General features: G+C 61.8%; 19 protein-coding genes. 6 read left to right on the top strand and 13 right to left on the bottom strand.

What is annotated here, in order from left to right:
• Window positions 1–115 precede the first annotated feature (115 nt).
• The 10 genes from OS035_RS30615 to OS035_RS30570 all read right to left on the bottom strand — a co-directional run bounded on the left by OS035_RS30615 (window position 116) and on the right by OS035_RS30570 (window position 11,016).
• Window positions 116–1,771: an ABC transporter ATP-binding protein gene (locus tag OS035_RS30615; RefSeq protein ID WP_183782339.1), complete on the bottom strand. Its 1,656-nt coding sequence runs from the start codon at window positions 1,769–1,771 to the stop codon at window positions 116–118.
• The gene (locus OS035_RS30610) at window positions 1,768–2,634 is read right to left on the bottom strand and encodes an ABC transporter permease (protein WP_097629770.1); all 867 of its coding nucleotides are present in this window, start codon (window positions 2,632–2,634) and stop codon (window positions 1,768–1,770) included. The genes OS035_RS30615 and OS035_RS30610 overlap by 4 nt, the downstream gene beginning before the upstream one ends.
• Window positions 2,631–3,581 (bottom strand): ABC transporter permease, encoded by a 951-nt coding sequence (locus tag OS035_RS30605; protein WP_097629771.1) that lies wholly within the window; start codon window positions 3,579–3,581, stop codon window positions 2,631–2,633. The genes OS035_RS30610 and OS035_RS30605 overlap by 4 nt, the downstream gene beginning before the upstream one ends.
• A gap of 89 nt (window positions 3,582–3,670) precedes the next feature.
• A complete protein-coding gene (locus OS035_RS30600) occupies window positions 3,671–5,281 on the bottom strand; it encodes an ABC transporter substrate-binding protein (RefSeq protein WP_183782342.1) in 1,611 nt (536 codons plus the stop codon).
• Between the two features lie 63 nt (window positions 5,282–5,344).
• On the bottom strand, window positions 5,345–6,058 hold the full coding sequence (locus OS035_RS30595; protein WP_183782345.1) for an HAD-IA family hydrolase: 714 nt from the start codon (window positions 6,056–6,058) through the stop codon (window positions 5,345–5,347).
• A gap of 145 nt (window positions 6,059–6,203) precedes the next feature.
• Window positions 6,204–6,452 (bottom strand): hypothetical protein, encoded by a 249-nt coding sequence (locus tag OS035_RS30590; RefSeq protein ID WP_143541942.1) that lies wholly within the window; start codon window positions 6,450–6,452, stop codon window positions 6,204–6,206.
• A 76-nt stretch (window positions 6,453–6,528) separates the two neighbouring features.
• Entirely contained in the window at window positions 6,529–7,809 is a 1,281-nt protein-coding gene (gene otnK / locus OS035_RS30585; protein ID WP_183782348.1) for a 3-oxo-tetronate kinase, read from the bottom strand.
• Window positions 7,810–7,812: 3 nt separating this feature from the next.
• Window positions 7,813–8,589 (bottom strand): 2-oxo-tetronate isomerase, encoded by a 777-nt coding sequence (otnI, locus tag OS035_RS30580; protein WP_097629776.1) that lies wholly within the window; start codon window positions 8,587–8,589, stop codon window positions 7,813–7,815.
• Window positions 8,590–8,591: 2 nt separating this feature from the next.
• On the bottom strand, window positions 8,592–9,530 hold the full coding sequence (ltnD, locus tag OS035_RS30575; protein ID WP_097629777.1) for an L-threonate dehydrogenase: 939 nt from the start codon (window positions 9,528–9,530) through the stop codon (window positions 8,592–8,594).
• Between the two features lie 169 nt (window positions 9,531–9,699).
• The gene (locus OS035_RS30570) at window positions 9,700–11,016 is read right to left on the bottom strand and encodes an MFS transporter (RefSeq protein ID WP_097629778.1); all 1,317 of its coding nucleotides are present in this window, start codon (window positions 11,014–11,016) and stop codon (window positions 9,700–9,702) included.
• Between the two features lie 240 nt (window positions 11,017–11,256).
• Here OS035_RS30570 and OS035_RS30565 point away from each other — a divergent pair, with 240 nt between their 5' ends.
• Together OS035_RS30565 and otnC are read left to right on the top strand one after the other, a co-directional pair.
• Window positions 11,257–12,255, top strand: coding sequence for a LacI family DNA-binding transcriptional regulator (locus OS035_RS30565; protein ID WP_331814805.1), 999 nt, complete (start codon window positions 11,257–11,259; stop codon window positions 12,253–12,255).
• Between the two features lie 16 nt (window positions 12,256–12,271).
• Window positions 12,272–12,940 (top strand): 3-oxo-tetronate 4-phosphate decarboxylase, encoded by a 669-nt coding sequence (gene otnC, locus OS035_RS30560; RefSeq protein WP_183782351.1) that lies wholly within the window; start codon window positions 12,272–12,274, stop codon window positions 12,938–12,940.
• A 60-nt stretch (window positions 12,941–13,000) separates the two neighbouring features.
• On the opposite strand, the gene OS035_RS30555 is transcribed toward otnC, so the two are convergent.
• Together OS035_RS30555 and OS035_RS30550 are read right to left on the bottom strand one after the other, a co-directional pair.
• On the bottom strand, window positions 13,001–14,044 hold the full coding sequence (locus OS035_RS30555; RefSeq protein ID WP_331814801.1) for a tartrate dehydrogenase: 1,044 nt from the start codon (window positions 14,042–14,044) through the stop codon (window positions 13,001–13,003).
• A gap of 212 nt (window positions 14,045–14,256) precedes the next feature.
• On the bottom strand, window positions 14,257–14,457 hold the full coding sequence (locus OS035_RS30550; RefSeq protein ID WP_097629788.1) for a hypothetical protein: 201 nt from the start codon (window positions 14,455–14,457) through the stop codon (window positions 14,257–14,259).
• Window positions 14,458–14,746: 289 nt separating this feature from the next.
• Between OS035_RS30550 and OS035_RS30545 the strand changes: the two genes are divergently transcribed.
• Window positions 14,747–14,968 carry a hypothetical protein gene (locus tag OS035_RS30545; RefSeq protein WP_097629782.1) on the top strand — a complete coding sequence of 74 codons (222 nt, stop codon included), beginning with the start codon at window positions 14,747–14,749 and terminating at the stop codon, window positions 14,966–14,968.
• A 37-nt stretch (window positions 14,969–15,005) separates the two neighbouring features.
• On the opposite strand, the gene OS035_RS30540 is transcribed toward OS035_RS30545, so the two are convergent.
• Complete coding sequence (locus OS035_RS30540; RefSeq protein WP_131711836.1) at window positions 15,006–15,317, bottom strand: hypothetical protein; 312 nt, start codon at window positions 15,315–15,317, stop codon at window positions 15,006–15,008.
• Window positions 15,318–15,572: 255 nt separating this feature from the next.
• Here OS035_RS30540 and OS035_RS30535 point away from each other — a divergent pair, with 255 nt between their 5' ends.
• From OS035_RS30535 to OS035_RS30525, 3 genes are read left to right on the top strand one after another with little or no spacing between them, the layout of a single operon-like run.
• Window positions 15,573–16,478: a LysR substrate-binding domain-containing protein gene (locus OS035_RS30535; RefSeq protein WP_331814797.1), complete on the top strand. Its 906-nt coding sequence runs from the start codon at window positions 15,573–15,575 to the stop codon at window positions 16,476–16,478.
• 55 nt (window positions 16,479–16,533) lie between these two features.
• Complete coding sequence (locus OS035_RS30530) at window positions 16,534–17,664, top strand: HPP family protein (RefSeq protein ID WP_097629786.1); 1,131 nt, start codon at window positions 16,534–16,536, stop codon at window positions 17,662–17,664.
• 41 nt (window positions 17,665–17,705) lie between these two features.
• A complete protein-coding gene (locus OS035_RS30525; RefSeq protein WP_097629787.1) occupies window positions 17,706–17,984 on the top strand; it encodes a DUF6522 family protein in 279 nt (92 codons plus the stop codon).
• Window positions 17,985–18,095 lie beyond the last annotated feature (111 nt).

Below are 18,095 nucleotides of genomic sequence, written 5' to 3'. Positions count from 1 at the left end.
GTTTCATACTCTAGAGCGGTTCAGCCTTTCGCCGAAGCGCAGAACCTCTCTAACATTTTGTTTTTACCTGATTTCCGGTGGAACGTTGCCGGACAAACGATCGCGACGGCGACCCTCATTGCCGACAATACGCCCGCACCAGTTCAGGATCCTGCTGGAGACCGTCGAGCCAGGCCGGATCAAGCGTCGGTACTGAGGAGAAGAGCAGCTGCGAATAGGGATGCGTCGGCGCCTTCACCGTCGAGGGCGTGATTTCCTCGACCTTCCGGCCGCCATACATCACCACGATCTCGTCGCAGATCGCCTCTACCACAGAGAGGTCATGGCTGATGAAGATGTAGGAGAGACCGAGTTCCCGCTGCAATTCCTTGAGCAGGTCGATGACCGCGGCGGCAACCACCGTGTCGAGCGCCGAGGTAATCTCGTCGCAGAGGATCAGCTTCGGATCGGCGGCGAGCGCCCGGGCGAAATTGACGCGCTGCTTCTGCCCGCCCGAGAGTTCTCCCGGCCGGCGATGGCGCAGGCTGCGGGGCAGGCGCACCATGTCTAGAAGTTGATCAATCCGGGCATTTCGCGCCTGCCGATCCATACGATGGTAGAAAACCAGGGGCCTGGCGAGAATGTCCTCGACCGATTTTGCTGGGTTGAGAGCGGTATCGGCATATTGAAAGACGATCTGCATCTCGCGCAACTGGTCGCGCGAACGCTCGCGAGCGCTGCGGCGCAGCTCCGTGCCGTCGAAGACGATCTTGCCGATTGCCGCCGGCAGGATGCCGGCGATGGTGCGGGCGAGTGTTGACTTGCCGCACCCGGATTCGCCGATGATGCCGAGATTTCGCCCTTTCTCCACCTTCAGGCTGACGTGCTCGACCGCGCGAACGAGGGGCAGGCCGTCGGCCTGGCGCTGTCCATAACCCGCGACAAGATCTTCGATCTTCAGAAGCGGCGCGGTCGCACTTGCTGCCAGTGCTGCCGCGCCGCGCGATTTCGGTTCAAAGGCCGCGAGCAGCTCTTTGGTATAGGGATGCTTCGCATTGTTGAGGATTTCATTGGTGGTGCCGGTTTCCTGGGCCTCCCCGCCTTTCAACACGACGATGCGGTCGGCGATCTGCGCGACGACGGCGAGGTCGTGCGAGACATAGACGCCTGATATGCCGCCCGTCTTCATGACCGATTTGAAAGCGCGCAGCACTTCGATCTGGGTCGTCACGTCGAGCGCCGTCGTCGGCTCGTCGAAGATGACGAGGGTGGGGTCGCCGATCAGCGCCATGGCCGCGGCCAGGCGCTGCAGCTGGCCGCCGGAAACCTGGTGCGGGTAACGGCTGCCGATCGTTTCGGGCTCCGGCAGCGACAGCGCCCGGAAGAGCTCGACCGCCCGGGCGCGCGCAGCCTCCGGCGACATCAGCTGATGGATACGGGTGACTTCGATCACCTGGTCCATGATCGTTGTGGCCGGGTTGAAGGCGGCGGCGGCTGATTGCGGGACATAGGCGACTTCGGTGCCGCGCACCTTGGCGCGCTGCTTCTCGCTGAGCGTGACCATGTCCTTGCCGCCGACCGAAACACTGCCGCCGGTGATGCGGCAGCCCGCACGGGTATGGCCCATCAGGGTCAGGGCGATGGTCGTCTTGCCCGAACCGCTCTCGCCGATCAGCGCGATGATCTCGCCTTCGGCAACGTCGAGGCTGACACCCTTGATGATTTCGACACGTCGGCCGGAATCGGTGGTGGCCTCGATTTTCAGGTCGCGGATTTCAATGAAATTGCTCATGACACGCTCCGGTCGCGAATCTTCTGCGGCAGGTTGTCTATCAGCAGGTTGACGCTGATCGTCAGGCTGGCGATCGCAAGTGAGGGAAACATCACCGCCGGCGCGCCGAACGGCAGCCCGCCGATATTCTCGCGCACCAGCGCACCCCAGTCGGCATAGGGCGGCTGAACGCCAAGGCCCAGGAAGGAAAGCCCGGAAAGGAGCAGAACGATGAAGACGAAGCGGATCCCGAGGTCGGCGAGCACCGGCCCGACGATGTTGGGCAGAATTTCCGAGCGAATGAGATAGAGGGTGCTTTCGCCGCGGATGCGCGCGACCGTGATGAAATCCATCGCATTGATGTTGACGGCCAGCGCCCGGGCGAAGCGGTAGGCGCCGGGAATGTAGATCACCGACAGTGTCAGGACCAGAACCGGGATCGAGGAGCCGACGGCGGCGACCACGACCAGACCGAACAGCTTGCTCGGGATGGAATTGAGGGCGTCGAGGAAGCGGCTGAGGATCGTGTCCAGCCAGCCGCCGGCGACTGCTGCGATCATGCCGAGCACGACGCCGCTGAAGCAGGCGATCGTTACCGCCGCCAGCGAGATGCCGACCGTGTACCGCGCGCCCATCAGAATCCGCGAGAGCATGTCGCGGCCGAGATAATCGGAGCCGAGCCAGAGTTCCCGGCTCATCGGGCCGAAATAGTCGAGATCGACAATTTCGCCGACGGGATAGGGGATGATCAACGGCGCGAAGATCGCGACGAGCGCCCAGGAGAGGATCACAGTGAAGCCGATCGCGCCGACGATGTTGAAGCGATAGCCAAACCGGGTCCCGGACAGCCGGCCGGAGGTGGTTTCGGAACTGGTCATGGTCATCGGAGCCTCGGATTGGAAAGGATGGCGATGATATCCGCGACGGTGATCAGCAGCAGGTAGCCCAGGCAGAAGATCATCGCGCAGCTCTGGATTAGCGGCAGATCGCGGGTGGCGACGGCATCCAGCATCAGCTTGGCGATACCGGGATAGTTGAAAATGGTCTCGACGATGATCACGCCTCCGAGCAGATAGGACAGCGAAAGCGCAACGGCATTGACGATCGGGCCAAGCGCATTCGGCAGTGCATGGCGAAACACGATGCGCGGCCGGGAGGCGCCTTTGAGCAATGCCATCTCGACATAGGGTGTGTTGAGCGTCTCGATAACAGCTGCGCGCGTCATGCGGATCATCTGGGCCGAGACAACGAAGGTGAGGGTGATCACCGGCATGGCATAGACGCGCAACAGGTCGGTCATACTATGGACCTCATTGGCGAAAGACAGCGCCGGCAGCCATTTCAGATAGACGGCGAAGATGAGCGCGGCGGAGGTCGCGACCATGAACTCCGGCACGGAGATGACGCCGATCGTGATCACCGTGACAATCCGATCGTAAAGGGTGCCGCGCAACATCGCCGCAGTGATCCCGAGCGTGAGCGCGATCGGCACTGAGAAAAGCGCGGTGACGCCGGCAAGTTTCAGCGTGTTGACGAAGCGGCCGGCGATGAGAGCGGCGATCGGCATGTTGTTGGCATAGGACGTGCCGAGGTCGCCCTGCAGCAGCCCGACTAACCAGCGCAGGAAACGAAAGAGCGCCGGCTCGTCGAGATGCATGGCCTTGCGCAGGCCCTCGACGGCTTCTGGCGTGGCGGCTTGGCCGAGCAGGATCGTCGCCGTATCTCCAGGCAACAGCGTTGTCGCGAAGAAGACGGCGAAGGAGACGATCACCAGAGTTATCACGGCGACGAACAATCTGCTCAGTACAAGGGATAAGACCTGGCGGTTCACGGGTGTCTTCCCTTTGCGTTCGAGTTGAGTTCCATCAATGCAGATGGAGGAACTGGGGCGCGGCTGCTGCCCCAGTCTCCTTTGCTTAATCAGGCTTCAAGCCAGACATATTCCGCGAAAGCGTATCCCATCTGGCCGCCGAGCGGGTTGGCTTCCAGGCCCTTGAGCTTGGCAGTCGTGGCATCGACGTTCGAGATATAGGCCGGAATGATGGTGCCGGCTTCCTGGGCGACCATGCCCTGCATCTCGTTGTAGATTGTCTTGCGCTTGTCTTGATCGAGAGAGCCACGCGCCTCGATCAGCATCTTGTCGAACTTCTCCGACTTGTAGTGGCTTTCGTTCCACGGAGCGTCCGAGGTGTAGAGCAGGGAGAAGAGGATATCCGGGGTCGGCCGCGGGTTGATATTGCCGAAATGGATCGGCGCCTTGAGCCAGTAATTGTCCCAATAACCATCGGATGGCACTCGCTGCACATCGAGCTTCATGCCGATTTCGGCGCCGGCCGCCTGGATGATCATGGCCATGTCGATCGACGAGCTCGCCGCATCGGAAGCGATGATCGGGATGGATTGGCCAAGCACGCCGGCCTTGTCGAAGTGGAACTTCGCCTTCTCAGGATCGAAGGCTCGCGCTTTCAGCTCTGCGTCATGATAGAAGTTCGCCGGTGAAACGGGTTGATCGTTGCCGACTTCACCGAGACCGCGTAGCGCCGATTTGACGATCTGTTCGCGGTTGACGAGATACTTCATGCCCTCGATGAAGTCCCGCTTATTGCCGGGCTCCATATCCAGTCGCATGTTGAGATTGGTATAGTTGCCGGACGTCGTCTTAGACAAGGTGAAGCCGTCGCCCTGGGCCTCGACGAGGCGCATAGAGCGCGGATTGATCGTGGCTGCAAGATGGATGTCGCCCGCAAGCAGTGCGTTTACACGGGCATTGTCGTCGCTGATCGCGAAATATTCGAAGGAATCGACGTTCGGGCCGGATTTCCAATAATTCTTGTTCTTGATCCCGACCGAGCGAACGCCCGGCTCGAAGACCTCCTTGACGAATGCGCCGGTGCCGTTGGCCTTGGTGAAATCGGTCGTGCCGTCGGAAACGATCATGAAGTGATGCATCGACAGGATGGTCGGCAGGTCGGCGTTCGGGCTGGCGAGCGTGATCTCGACGGTCTGTTTGTCGACCGCCTTGAAGCCGGTCATCTGGGCGGCGATTTTTGCGACCTTCGAGCCGACGGACGGGTCGAGATGGCGCTTCAGCGAGAAGACCACGTCATCTGATGTCAGCGGCTTGCCGTCATGGAAGGTAACGCCGTTCTTCAGCTTGACCGTCCAGGTCTTCGCATCCTTGGACTCGATCACTTCGGCAAGCTCCATCTGCGGCGTGCCTGATTTGTCGAGGAAGGTGAGGCGGTTATAGAAGGAGCAGCACCGGACATAGTCGGTGGACAGCGACGCCTTGGCGGGGTCCAGCGTATCGGCCGTGGAGGACGACCAGCCGGCCGCCTTGAGCGAGCCGCCGGAAACGGGCGTGGCGGCGAGCGCCTTGCCGGCGCGGCCAAGCACGAGCCCGCCGGCCGACATGGCCACGCCGCCCGCAAGCATCATATGCAGCAACTCGCGACGGGTGGCGCCACGGCGGATGGCGCTTTCGACCATGGCGTCGTCGGATCTGGTCCAATTGGTGATTTTGTCGTTCATCTCATTCCCCTTTTCTTGTGTGGCGGGCTGCCCGTTCCGGGCAGGTCCGATCTGCTTTCAAAGTCAGGCGCGCGCGGCGGCCACGGCATCGGCAAGGCCGGCCATGGAGGTGAAATGGTAATCGGGTTTGGTGAACTCGGCCGGTTCGATCGTGCCGCCGTAACCCTTCTCAGCATGTCGCCGCTCGATCCAGCAATTGGTCAGCCCGAGTTTCCTGGAAATGCCGATATCGTGGTATTGGCTCTGGGCGACATGCAGGATGTCGTCCTTCGAATGTCCTTGCGAGACGACGTAGGCGAATACCTTCTCGAAGAATGCGGGATCGGGTTTCTCGGTGCCCGTATCATCCGCCGTGAAGGCGGCATAAAAGGGATTGCCGAGCTCTTTCTCGAAGAAATCGAATGCCCAGCGGCGGGCGTTGGTCATCGCAACGAGGCGGTAATCCTTCGCAAGACTGGCCAGCGCTGCGGCGCTGTCTGCAAAACCCTTCCAGCCCTTGGCCGAATCCCGCAGCTGTTCGCCATATTTTTGCTCAGTGGGCAGGCCGAGCTTCGGCGCGATCGCCAGGTAGACGCGCACGAGGTCGTCGGGAAAGAGATCGGCATCCTTGGAGTAGCGGGCTGCGCGGTAGAGGCTAAGCGCTTGCTCGCCGTCGACGGTCGTTCCCGCCTCGGCGGCGATATCGCTGATGCAGGTCTTGAGGCCGCTCTCGAAGTCGATGAGCGTGCCGACGACATCGAATGTCATATATTTGAATTCCGGAAGGCTCTTGCTCACGTGAATTCCCCAGTGTTCGGCTCCCAGTGGGAGCATGGTGTCTCGAAGAAGAATATTCTGTTCCCGCGGGCGAGATCGTTGTCCCGCTCTTCTGTGGAAGGCCTCGCATTTGCCGGGATCCGAGCCCTTCAGTGATCGTAGTGTGTCACCTGCACCGCGCCGGATTCTCCTGAAAGGCGTCATATGGCGGCACAAAATACCGAATCTGACCGTTTCGCGATATTCTGAGGCTTGCATCGCCCACGCGCCGGTCGTCGTAGTTCATGGTTTGTTCTTGGCGGGCGCCCGTGCGCTCGATGATCATGTCTGCCGTTTCGGGCTGCGCGCGGCAGCGCATGGCAAGGACGCCATCGTCGAAGGCGGGGAATGACGAGGCCAAAGGCAGCGTGTTCAAGCGCCGTGCTGGCGGGGGAATCGGCGGTGCCGGCGGGTGCCGTTTCCGCCGGTACTTCCGCCAGACCGGAGATAGGTCAGTGCATCATCGCCAGCGCTGCCGCAAAGAAATCCTCACCTCCGAAGTTGCCTGACTTCAAAGCCAGAAGCATGTCGCCCTGGGCATTGCCGACCGTGCGCAGCACCGGCACGCCGGCCGCAATCTCGGGCCCGATCAGAAATGCTGGAATGGCAAGCCTGTCGACCGCTGCGCCCGACGTTTCTCCGCCTGCAACCACGAGGCGCCGGACGCCTCTTGCCACCAGTTCGGCTGCGATGATCGAGGTTGCGGTCTCGATCGCATGGCCGGATGCGTCCCGTCCGTAAAGGGATTGCAGCCGGGCCACGGTTTCGGGTGCGGCGCTTGCGGCGACCACGATGGGGCCGGCGGCGATGCGGTCTCCAGCCCAGGAAATCGCCGCGGCGATCTCATCCGGGCCGGCAAGCAGCCGTTCCGGATCGAGCCGCAGGACCGGCATCGACCGTTCGGCGACCTCGAGTTGGCGCAACGTTGCCTTGGAGCAACTGCCGGCAACGATCGCGGAAAGCCCGCCGACCGGGCGAATGACGTCTGCCGGCGCCGCTCCGCCGGACGATATCCGACCGGAGCGGACCAACGCGCGGGCAAGGCCGAGACCGAGCCCGGATGCGCCGGTGGATACCGGTGTTTCCAATGCGATCTCGCCGAGCGTTTCAAGATCCCGCTCGAAAATCGCATCGGCGATGGCAGCGGTAACGCCGGCCGCGCGCAGGGCCTCGAGCCTCGCTTTGACGGCGCAGGGTCCGGCCGCGATGGCGGTGAGATCGATCAGCCCGACAGCACCATGCGATTGCCGGGTGAGAACCCGCACGAGATCGGCGTCGTGCATCGGGTTGAGGGGGTGGTCCTTGAGCGGGCTTTCGTTCAACGGCTGTCCGCCGACGAAAAGATGGCCAAGATAGACGGTGCGACCCGCTTCCGGGAAGGCTGGGGTAACCAGCACGATGCCGCCGCCTGCAGCCTGGCTCAATGCCTCGGTGACTGGTCCGATATTGCCGCCATCGGTGGAATCGAAGGTCGAACAGATCTTGTAGAGCACGTGGCTCGCGCCGCGCCGGCGCAGCCATCGTTCGGCGCTGGTTGCGGCAGTCACCGCGTCCGAAGCCGGGACGGAGCGGATCTTCAGGGAAACGACGACGGCGTCGACGTCAGGCAGAGCGAGCGACGGATCGGGGATGCCGACCGTCTGCACCGTGCGCAGCCCGTTCTTCGTCAGCGTATTGGCGAGGTCGGACGCGCCCGTATAGTCGTCGGCGATTGATCCGAGCAAAATGGCCATTGTCTAGCTCCGTGCAAAAGATCTGAACCAGCCGAGGCCGTCCAGTGTATGGCCGCGCGGGATGTATTCGCAGCCGATGAACCCGTCGTAACCCAGGCGGTCGATTTCGCCGAAAAGGTAGGGGTAGTTCAGTTCTTCCCCGTCCGGCTCGTTGCGGGAGGGCACGCTGGCGATCTGGATATGGCCGGTAATCGGCAGCAGGCGCCGCAACGCTATTGTGACGTCGCCATGGATGATCTGGCGATGATAGATGTCGAACTGGAGTTTCAGGTTGGGCAGGCCGGATTCGGCAATCAGCGTTTCGGCGGCGCCGAAGTCCTTGAGGAAATAGCCTGGCATGTTTCGGCCGTTGATCGGCTCGAGCACGAGATCGATGTCTTTGTCCGCAAGCCGCCCGGCAGCATAAGTAACGGAGCGCCGATAAGAGGCGGCGGCGGCTTCATCATGAGGGTCGGCGATGCCCGCCATCAGGTGCAACCGCTTGACGCCGGTCGCCGCCGCATAGTCGAGTGCCCGTTCGACATCGGCCTTCAGCGCATCGAACCGTCCGGGAAGGGCTGCGATGCCGCGCTCGCCTGCCGCCCAGTCGCCCGGCGGCAGGTTGAACAAGGCCTGCTGCAGATTGTTGCGGGCAAGCCGTTCGGCGATTGCCTCCGGCGCAGCTTCGTAGGGAAAGAGGTATTCGACGGCGGCAAAGCCGGCATCGGCTGCGGCGTCGAAGCGGTCGAGGAATGCCCATTCGTTGAACATCATCGTCAGGTTGGCGGCGAAAACCGGCATGGCTAGCGTTCCCCTTTGTTGGAACCGGGCAATTCCGCCCCGGAAAGCTGGGCATAGAGCCGTGCGAGCGAGGAATCGTCATCACGGCCCATGCCGGCGCCGGCGGCGGCCAGATACATTTGCAGCGCCGCCGCCGCGAGCGGCACCGGATAACGCTCGGATCGGGCCATGTCCTGGACGATACCGAGATCCTTGACGAAAATCTCGATGCTGCTGAGCGGCGTATAGTCTCCGGCCAGCACATGCGGCACGCGGTTTTCGAACATCCACGAATTGCCGGCTGAGGCGGTGATCACCTCATAGACTTTGTCGAGGTCGAGGCCCTGCTTGGCAGCAAATGTTATGGCCTCGCAGGCGGCGGCGATGTGCACGCCGGCGAGAAGCTGGTTGATCATCTTGAAGGCCGCGCCTGCCCCGGCGGCGTCGCCGAGCTCGTAGACCTTGCCGGCCATGGCGTCGAGACCCGGACGGGCGGCGTCGAAAGCCTGTCTGGAGCCGGACGCCATGATCGTCAGCTCGCCCAGCGCAGCCTTGGCTGCGCCACCTGAAATCGGCGCGTCGAGATAATGCAGGCCGAGAGCTTGTACCCTTCGTGCCAGATCGCGGGCAACGGCGGGATCCATGGTGGCCGAGGAGATGAAGACGGCCCCGGGCTTCATCGTGTTCGCGACGCCTTTCGGCCCGAACAACACGGCTTCGGTCTGGGCGCCGTTGACGACGACGGAGACGACGATGTCGGCGTCCTTCGCGGCGCCGACTGGGGTCGCCGCCCCACGTCCGCCGTCGGCGATGAAGCGATCCACCGCCGCCGGCGTGATGTCATATCCGACGACATCGAGCCCGGCGCGCTTCATCGACCGGGCCATCCCCAGCCCCATGGAACCGAGACCGATGACGGCCGCGACGACGACAGGGCCTGGATTTTCAGCAAGTGGTGACATCAGGAGGTTCTCCGGTCTCGTGAGAAAAACTCTGTGCCCTCCGGGTGCAGTCCCGGAGGGGCCTTAGAGCGCCGTGCGTCCATAAGACACGCTAAGGACGCTCTAACATTTTGAATTTGCGCATAATCCTTTGCGAAAATCGATTCCGATTTTCGGGGGATGCGCGCGTTCAGCGATTTACGGTTTTGGCGGGAACCGTCAACACGGCGAGCGAGCCGATGATCAACGCAGCCGCCAGCAGATACATGCCGGCGCTGTTGGTGCCGGTGAAGTCCTTCAGATAGCCTACCAGAAATGGCCCTAGGAAGCCGGCAAGGTTGCCGACCGAGTTGATCCAGGCGATGCCGGCCGCTGCACCCGTGCCGGCAAGAAAAGCTGTCGGGAGCGACCAGAAGAGCGGGGCGCAACTGATGGCGCCTGCGGCGGCGAGCGAAAGGCAGACAATCGAGATCGTCGTGCTGGTCGCTATCGTCGCCGCGACAAAACCACCGGCGGCGACGACGGCCGGGACGACTAGGTGCCACCGGCGTTCGCGCAGCCTGTCGGCCGAGCGCCCGAGGGCCAGCATGACGACGAATGTGCAGATATAGGGAATCGCGGAAATCAGGCCGATATTGAGGTTTCCGCTGACGCCTGAGGCTTTCACGATTGAAGGCATCCAGAAATTCAGGCCGTATTGCCCGAGCACGAAGCAGAAATAGATCAGGCACATCAGCCAGACGCGGCGGTCGGTCAGCGTTGCGGCAATGCTGTGCGGGCTGGTTGTCTTGACCCGGTTCTCCGCTTCGATGTTGGCCGTCAGCACGCGCTTTTCCTCATCGTTCAGCCATTTCGCGTCATGGATCGTATCATCAAGATAGAAGAAGGTCGCGACGCCGAAAAGAATGGCCGGAACGGCTTCGATCAGGAACATCCATTGCCAGCCGGAAAGGCCGTGCGTGCCATGGAAACTGTCCATCAGGAGACCCGAAAGCGGATTGCCGAAAATGGCGGATATCGGGATCGCGGACATGAAGGTCGTGATGATCCTGGCGCGGCGATCGGCCGGATACCACGCTGTGAGATAGAGAATGATGCCGGGAAAAAATCCGGCTTCGGCAACGCCCAGTAGGAAGCGCAGCACATAGAAGACCGTTTCCGATGAGGTGAACATGAAGGCGGCGGAAATGATGCCCCAGGTGACCATGATGCGGGCAATCCACATCCGGGCGCCAACCCTGTTCATGATGACGTTGCTCGGCACCTCGAACAGAAAATAGCCGATGAAGAAAATGCCGGCGCCGATGCCATAGGCAGCTTCCGAGAGGCCGAGTTCGCTCGACATCTGCAGTTTGGCGAAGCCGACATTGACGCGGTCGAGATAGGCAACCACGTAGCACAACATTAAAAACGGCACGATGCGCCAGAACACCTTGGCATAGGCGCGGTCTTCCGCCGTCCGTGCGGGAAGTGCGCCAACGGGCGGCGCCTGTGTCTGCAGAGTCATGATTTTCTCCTCCTGTTGTTGCCGCGGTCTCCTGTCGGTCCTCCCGCAGCACGCCAAGCCATTTTTGGCAGCGCTGCCATTCTTGCTAATCCATTTTGGCAGCGCTGCCAACAGCAAATTGGTAGCGCTGCCAAAAAATCCTTGCTTCTTGATGGGAGCGGTGAAAAATGGTGGCAGCGCGGCGGTTGCCGGCGGACATACCGGCAGACCATTCCAATAGAGCTTGGGTTCGGACATACGATGGAATTCAAACCGCAGGTGACGGTGACGCTTGCCGAGGTTGCGGAGGCAGCCGGTGTTGGCGAGAGCACGGTGTCGCGCGTGCTGCGCAATCACGGCTCGTTTTCCGGCAAGACGCGGGAGCGGGTGATGGCTGCGGTTGAGCGGCTGGGCTATGTGCCGAACCGGATCGCCGGGACGCTGGCCTCCACCGGCTCGCGCCTGGTCGCCTTTGTCATCCCCTCGCTGTCCAACATCGTCTTCCCCGATGTGCTGCGCGGCGCCAGCGCCGTCCTGGAGGAGAACCGGTACCAGGCGGTATTCTCCGTCACCGACTATGATCCGGGTAAGGAGGAGGCGCTTGCCGCTGCTATGCTCGCCTGGCGGCCGGCGGCGGTCATGCTGGCGGGATACGAACATACCGACGGGACAGTGAAGATGCTGCGCGCCAGCGGATGCCGGGTCGTGGAACTGCTCGATCTCGACGGAGATGCACTCGATATCGCGGTCGGCTTCTCGAACCGCGCGGCCGGGCGGGAGAGCGCTGGCTTTCTGCTGAAGCGGGGCTATCGCCGGATCGGCTATGTCGGTCACGATCTCAATCGTGACACCCGCGCCGGCAAGCGGTTTTCAAGCTTTTGCGAAACGCTGGAGGCCGGCGGCGTGCCTCTCGTCGCGCGCGAAATACTCGCCGGCCCTTCGTCGGTGGAAAACGGCAGGCTTGGGCTGGAGCGGCTGCTTGCCCGGACGAGGGATCTCGATGCGGTTTATTTCTCCAATGACGATATGGCGCTCGGCGGCTATTTTCACTGTCTGGCCGAGGGGATCCCTATCCCTTCGAAGCTTGCCATTTTCGGCTATAACGGCCTCGATATCGGCCGGGCGATGCCGCAGCCCTTGTCGACCATCCGAACGCCGCGTGTGTCGACCGGACAGATCGCCGCGCAGCTGGTCGTCGCCAACGCGCCGCCCCAGGCCGTCGATCTCGGTTTTGAGCTGATCGAAGGCGCAACCGCGTAATCTTGGAGGGAATGTCATGTCCGACGCGCGCCAGCGTGAAGAAATTTGCCGATACGGCCGCTCGCTGTTTGAGCGCGGGCTGACGCCCGGTTCGTCGGGCAACATATCGTTGCGGCTCGATGATGGCGGCTGGCTGGTGACGCCGACCAACGCCTCGCTCGGTTTTCTCGATCCGGCACGGCTCTCCAGGCTCGATGCCGAAGGCCGGCTGCTCTCCGGCGACAAGCCGACCAAGGAAATTCCGCTGCATACCGCCCTCTACGACACACGCGGCAGCGCCCGCGCCATCGTCCACCTTCACTCCACGCACGCGGTGGCGCTGACCATGCTGCCGGAGATCGATCCGCGCGCCGCCTTGCCGCCGATGACACCCTATTATCTCATGCGCGCCGGCGAAACCGCTCTGGTGCCCTATTATCGTCCCGGCGATCCGGCGGTGGCCGACGCCATCCGCGGGCTGGCAGGCAAGTATTCGTCGGTGCTTCTGGCCAATCACGGACCCGTCGTTGCCGGCGATAGCCTGGAAGCGGCGGTCTTTGCGACCGAGGAACTGGAGGAAACGGCAAAGCTCTATCTGCTGCTGCGAAACCTCAATCCCCGTTATCTCAGCCCGGGACAGGTGGCAGATTTGGTCGACACGTTCGGCCTCGACCTTCCTTCGCATCACGATCACGACGACCATTGAACGGCCCAAACCGGATTCAGGTCGGGCGACCCAATCCGCTCACTTCGTCCGCATCTTGTCCTAATCGAGCGCCGAAAGCACCGATGCCGTGATTGCGTCCGTCTTGTCCCTGCCGGGACTTGCACCGATGCCGCGTGCAGTCGTTGCCTCGATTGCGGCCATCACCTTGCCGGCGGCGACCGTTTCTCCCAGGTGCTCCAGCATCATCGCGCCCGACCAGATGGCGGCGATCGGATTGGCGATGCCGAGATGGGCGATATCCGGCGCGGAACCGTGGACGGGCTCGAACATCGACGGCGCCGAGCGATCGGGATTGATGTTGGCGGAGGCTGCAAAGCCGAGCCCGCCCTGGATGGCGGCGCCAAGGTCTGTCAGGATGTCGCCGAACAGGTTGGAAGCGACGACCACATCGAGGCTCTCAGGCGCCATGACCATGCGGGCGGCCATGGCGTCGATATGATAGCTGGTCACCTCGACATCGGGATATTCAGCGGAAAGCCTTTCGGTGGTCTCGTCCCAGAAAACCATCGAATATCTCTGCGCGTTGGACTTTGTGACCGAGGCAAGCTTGCCGCCCCGCGCCCGCGCTTGTTCGAAGCCGAAACGCAGGATACGCTCGACGCCCTTGCGGGTGAAGATCGAGGTCTCCACGGCCACCTCGCTGTCGGTCCCCTGATGGACGCGGCCGCCGGCGCCGGAATATTCGCCTTCGGTATTTTCACGAATGCAGAGGATGTCGAAATTCTCCGACCGCAACGGTCCCTGCACACCCGGCAGCAGCCGGTGCGGGCGGATATTGGCATATTGCACGAAAGCCTTGCGGATCGGCAGCAGAAGCCCGTGCAGCGACACGGAATCGGGCACTTTGCGAGGCCACCCGACGGCGCCGAGCAGAATGGCATCGAAGGAGCGCAGCGTTTCGATGCCATTGCCAGGCATCATGCTGCCGTTCTCCAGATAGTAGTCGCAGGACCAGGGATAGCTTGTCGTCACAAGCGAGAATCCGTTCCGCGCAGCCGTCTTTTCGAGCACGGCCTTGGCTGCCTCAGTGACGTCGCGGCCGATACCGTCTCCTGGGAGAAGGGCGATCTTGTAGGTCTTCATGGCAGGTCCTCTCACCGGCTGATCAGCACATTCTTGCTCTGCGGGTTGCGCCGTGCCGGAATGACTGTAGAGGAAGGCTCCGACTTTATTTGCCGAAAGCAACCGGGATTTGGTCGATTGTTGGGTTTACACTGGCATCGCCAGTGCATTCTCTCGAGCGATCTGGATCGACGGAAATCGATTGAGCGGGATTCATCGGCGGTCGGGCGGATTCAAGCGCCGGGATAGACGGGCGTGGAGGCCTGAGCCTGCCGGCGTTCGGATTCGGGGCGGAACGAGCGGTATTGCCAAAGACCGTCCGGGGATTGCCGCCGGTAGACGGTCTCGAGCCAGAACACGGTGTCGTCGATCGGCAAGACCGGATGCCAGGCGTACCATTCAGACCAGATCTTGCCGGCCTGTTTGCTCTCCATGGTCATTATTCAACTCCGCATGCTTGGAGGCGTTCATGAGATCGAAAAGCAGGCCGTGAAAGTTGCTGCTGTCGCCGCTCACGGAACGTTTCTTCTCGTTAGATGGGCCCCTGATCCCATCAGCGGATTTATTCCTCAGTGAAGAATAACAATGAAATATCATTCTTCAATAGAGATTGTTTTCCCGCGCTGGGTGAGAATTCCTTGGCTGTATCGCGGCGCGTTCACGGCTGTCAATGTATATCGTAATACGATATATTTAAAGAGCGCCGATCGTTGAGGAGTGAGCTTGGAAAGCCGATTGCATCCCGTATTGCACCGCCCCGTGCTTTATCCCGCCGATAAGGCGTTTGAAAATCTCAGGCAGAGGGGTCATGCCTTGCTTGATAGTGGAGACGCAGGCCGCTGGGAGCTTTTGCGGGCGGAGTGGCGGTATGATGTGGCGCTGCTCACGAATGATTTTCGTCTTTGGATGCAGCATCTCGACAGAGGCTTCGATATCGCCAAATAGGCGAGTATTCGATCGTCGCCTGGAAAAACCGAATGGCTCAGTTGATCGAACGAAAGCCGAGATAGACCGCCAGGCTGATGGCGGAGAGGGCGATCGTCAGTTTGGGTCGGGCATCGTCGAACATGGCTGCCAGCAGCAGGCCGAGCGACAGGATGGCGGATGTCGCCCAGAGATTCTGATCGGAGACGGTAAAGGCCAGCGCCCCCAGAAAAACGGCGCTTGCGACGATCGTCACGGGCGCGGACTTCTCGGCGAGATCGCCTCCCGGGAGATAGGGCAGGAGAAAGCGTCGCATGCTCAGGCCGGAAGCGATGCTGAGAAGAAGACAGGTCAAGACAAGATGCGCCATGGGGTCGTCGCCGATCGATCTGCAGATGGAATTGCCGATGCAAACCCCGTGCCAGCTGCAAACACCGCAATTCCCGCCAAGTGGCGGCAATATCGGCCGCCCGTGGCTATTTCCTCGGCGCCGCGTTGTTTTTTTCGGCAACTGTTCCCTCTTCGCTTGCGCCGGCAAATTATATCGCAATACGACTTGAGTGGCGGCGATGATTTTTGTATGGAGAATTATCTTTCTCCATAATTCTGGAAACGAGATCTTTCATTGGACCTTTCGTCGCTCGAAATATTCCGCGCTGTCGCCGGCGATCGCAGTGTTACCAAGGCTGCCAAGGCCGTCGGTCGGGTGCCGTCGAATGTGACGACGCGCATCCGGCAGCTGGAGGACGATCTCGGTGTTTCCCTGTTCAGCCGTGACGGCAAGAAGATGACGTTGACGCGGGAGGGGGAGACGTTCCTGGCCTACGCCAACCGGCTGATGGCGCTTGCACTCGAAGCGCGCCAGGCCGTGCGGCCTCTCGCCCCGTCGGGAACATTGCGCGTCGGCACCATGGAAAGCACGGCGGCGAGCCGGCTGCCCGCGGTGCTGACGCAATTCAACCGGATGTGGCCTGATGTGTCGCTTCATCTGACGATGGGCGCATCCCGCGATCTCGCCCGCGCCGTCGTGGCCGATGCACTGGATTGTGCGCTGATTGCCCGCCCGCCGAAGGCGATGCGCGGGGAAGAGATGAGTTTCGAGGCCGAGCTCAAGGCGCTGGGGATGGAACCGGTCTTTGTCGAGGACCTGTTGATCGTGCTGCCATCAGGGCATCCCGCCGTCAAATCCGCTGCCGACCTGCGTGTCGGGTCGATTGCCGCTTTGGAGCCTGGCTGCACCTATCGCCGGATCGCCGAAAACTGGGCGCGCAAATCGACCGCCATGCCGACGAGCGAGCATGGCTCCTACCATGCGATACTGGCGAGCGTCGCGACCGGCAACACCGCCGGCGTCATACCGAGATCCGTTCTCGACCTCATGCCCTGGCCGACATCCGTCCAGACCCATCAACTGGGACCTGTCGAGACGCTGCTGGTCTACCGCAAGAACGATCGCCCCAGCGCCTTTAACGCCTTCCACGAAGTCCTCAGCGCGACAAAAGGCAGGGATATCAGGCTTGCCACAAACTAGCCTTCATGCCTTCCCTCAGTCCGCCAGATAATCCTCGCTCAACATTGGTCTTGTCATGCCGCACCCCGTTTCCCCGAAGGTGGGACCGAGCCGCTTCCGTCGCTTCCGTCTGTTTTCACCGATTCTGGCCGGCGCGACCTTACGCGAGCGGCTGATCGCATGTCTCGGCGCTTTGCTGGCCATCGGCCTTACCGGCGTCATCAGCGGCTATCTCTTCGGGCAGGGGCCGCACCTTCCCCTGATCGTCGCGCCGATGGGGGCATCGGCGGTGCTTCTTTTCGCGGTGCCCGCGAGCCCGCTTGCGCAGCCGTGGTCGATCATCGGCGGCAATACCATTTCCGCCCTGATGGGAATCATTGCCGCCTATTTCATCCGCGATCCGATCATCGCGACCGGCGTCGGCGTGTCGCTTGCTATCGGCGCCATGTCTTTCACGCGCTGCCTTCATCCGCCGGGAGGTGCTGCGGCGCTGACCGCCGTTCTCGGCGGCCCCGTCGTCGCCGGCTGGGGTTTCCTCTTTCCCTTCGTGCCGGTCGCCCTGAATTCCTGCCTTCTTGTCGGTCTCGGCCTGCTGTTCCACAAGCTTTCCCGGCGGAACTATCCGCATGTCGTTCCAAAACCCGCTGAGAACACCCATCGCACGATCGACCTGCCGTCCGCCGTGCGGGTGGGTTTTCGTGAGGAGGATGTCGATGCGGCCCTTGCAGCGCTCGACGAAACCTTCGATATCGATCGCGCCGATCTCGGCCGGCTGCTGCAGCAGGTCGAGCTGCAGGCGGCAATCCGCTCAAACGGCAAGATCAGCTGCGCCGATATCATGTCGCGCGACGTGATCGCCGTCGGCGAAGCTGCGGAACCGGATGCCGCACGGCACCTGCTTTTGAAGCACAATATCCGCACGCTGCCGGTAAAGGACCCGGAGGGCCGCCTGATCGGCAGCGTCGGCTTGCGGGAATTGTCGACCAGCATCGATACGATCGCCGGCGCAATTTCAAAACCGGCGGTGGCAAGGCCTTCGGACCCGGCCCTGTCGCTGCTTCCCATTCTGACGGACGGGCGCACGCATGCCGTCATCATTGTCGATGACGATTACCGGATTCTCGGCCTGATATCGCAGACCGATCTCCTCAGCGCAGTGGCGCGGCTGCTGCCGAACGACAGTGCTCCGATCTCGGCGGTGGCCTGAACTTTGGTCGTGGATTGTCAAGCAGAGGGAGGAATGAGCCGGTGTTGATCGAGCGCGATCCGAATGGGGATTTTATCCTGGACTCATCCGAACTCGCGGAACGGTTCGGGCTGTCCCTGGCCGATCTCCGCCGTCACATGCGACATGGCTCACTCGTCAGCACCGTGGAAATCGGCACGGCTGAACACGAGGGTACCAAACGGGTGTCGCTTCGGCTCGGCAACAGGCTTTGGCGCGCGGTACTGAATGATGCGAACGAGGTGCAGCACGAACAGATGACCGTGCTTCGGGGAAAATCATCCGAGCGAAATTCGGGCTGACCCCATCCATCATGAGGAGCGGCTCTAATGCCGCCGCTCTATTCAGAGCGCCTTTTCCAGTTCCGGCAGGGCTTCGAACAGATCGGCGACGAGGCCGTAGTCGGCGACCTG

It is taken from the genome of Rhizobium sp. 268, from assembly GCF_036571585.1.
In the GTDB taxonomy this organism is placed as follows: Bacteria; Pseudomonadota; Alphaproteobacteria; order Rhizobiales; family Rhizobiaceae; genus Rhizobium; species Rhizobium redzepovicii.
Note: the sequence above shows the minus strand (reverse complement) of the source record. Positions and strands in the feature narration are given on the sequence as shown.

Coding starts and splice junctions, on each gene's coding strand:
- ltnD (WP_097629777.1), bottom strand. CDS start 9,530: ATGTCACCACTTGCTGAAAATCCAGGCCCTGTCGTCGTCGCGGCCGTC.
- OS035_RS30610 (WP_097629770.1), bottom strand. CDS start 2,634: ATGACCATGACCAGTTCCGAAACCACCTCCGGCCGGCTGTCCGGGACC.
- otnI (WP_097629776.1), bottom strand. CDS start 8,589: ATGCCGGTTTTCGCCGCCAACCTGACGATGATGTTCAACGAATGGGCA.
- otnC (WP_183782351.1), top strand. CDS start 12,272: ATGTCCGACGCGCGCCAGCGTGAAGAAATTTGCCGATACGGCCGCTCG.
- OS035_RS30555 (WP_331814801.1), bottom strand. CDS start 14,044: ATGAAGACCTACAAGATCGCCCTTCTCCCAGGAGACGGTATCGGCCGC.
- OS035_RS30570 (WP_097629778.1), bottom strand. CDS start 11,016: ATGACTCTGCAGACACAGGCGCCGCCCGTTGGCGCACTTCCCGCACGG.
- OS035_RS30615 (WP_183782339.1), bottom strand. CDS start 1,771: ATGAGCAATTTCATTGAAATCCGCGACCTGAAAATCGAGGCCACCACC.
- OS035_RS30565 (WP_331814805.1), top strand. CDS start 11,257: ATGGAATTCAAACCGCAGGTGACGGTGACGCTTGCCGAGGTTGCGGAG.
- OS035_RS30530 (WP_097629786.1), top strand. CDS start 16,534: ATGCCGCACCCCGTTTCCCCGAAGGTGGGACCGAGCCGCTTCCGTCGC.
- otnK (WP_183782348.1), bottom strand. CDS start 7,809: ATGGCCATTTTGCTCGGATCAATCGCCGACGACTATACGGGCGCGTCC.
- OS035_RS30550 (WP_097629788.1), bottom strand. CDS start 14,457: ATGGAGAGCAAACAGGCCGGCAAGATCTGGTCTGAATGGTACGCCTGG.
- OS035_RS30600 (WP_183782342.1), bottom strand. CDS start 5,281: ATGAACGACAAAATCACCAATTGGACCAGATCCGACGACGCCATGGTC.
- OS035_RS30540 (WP_131711836.1), bottom strand. CDS start 15,317: ATGGCGCATCTTGTCTTGACCTGTCTTCTTCTCAGCATCGCTTCCGGC.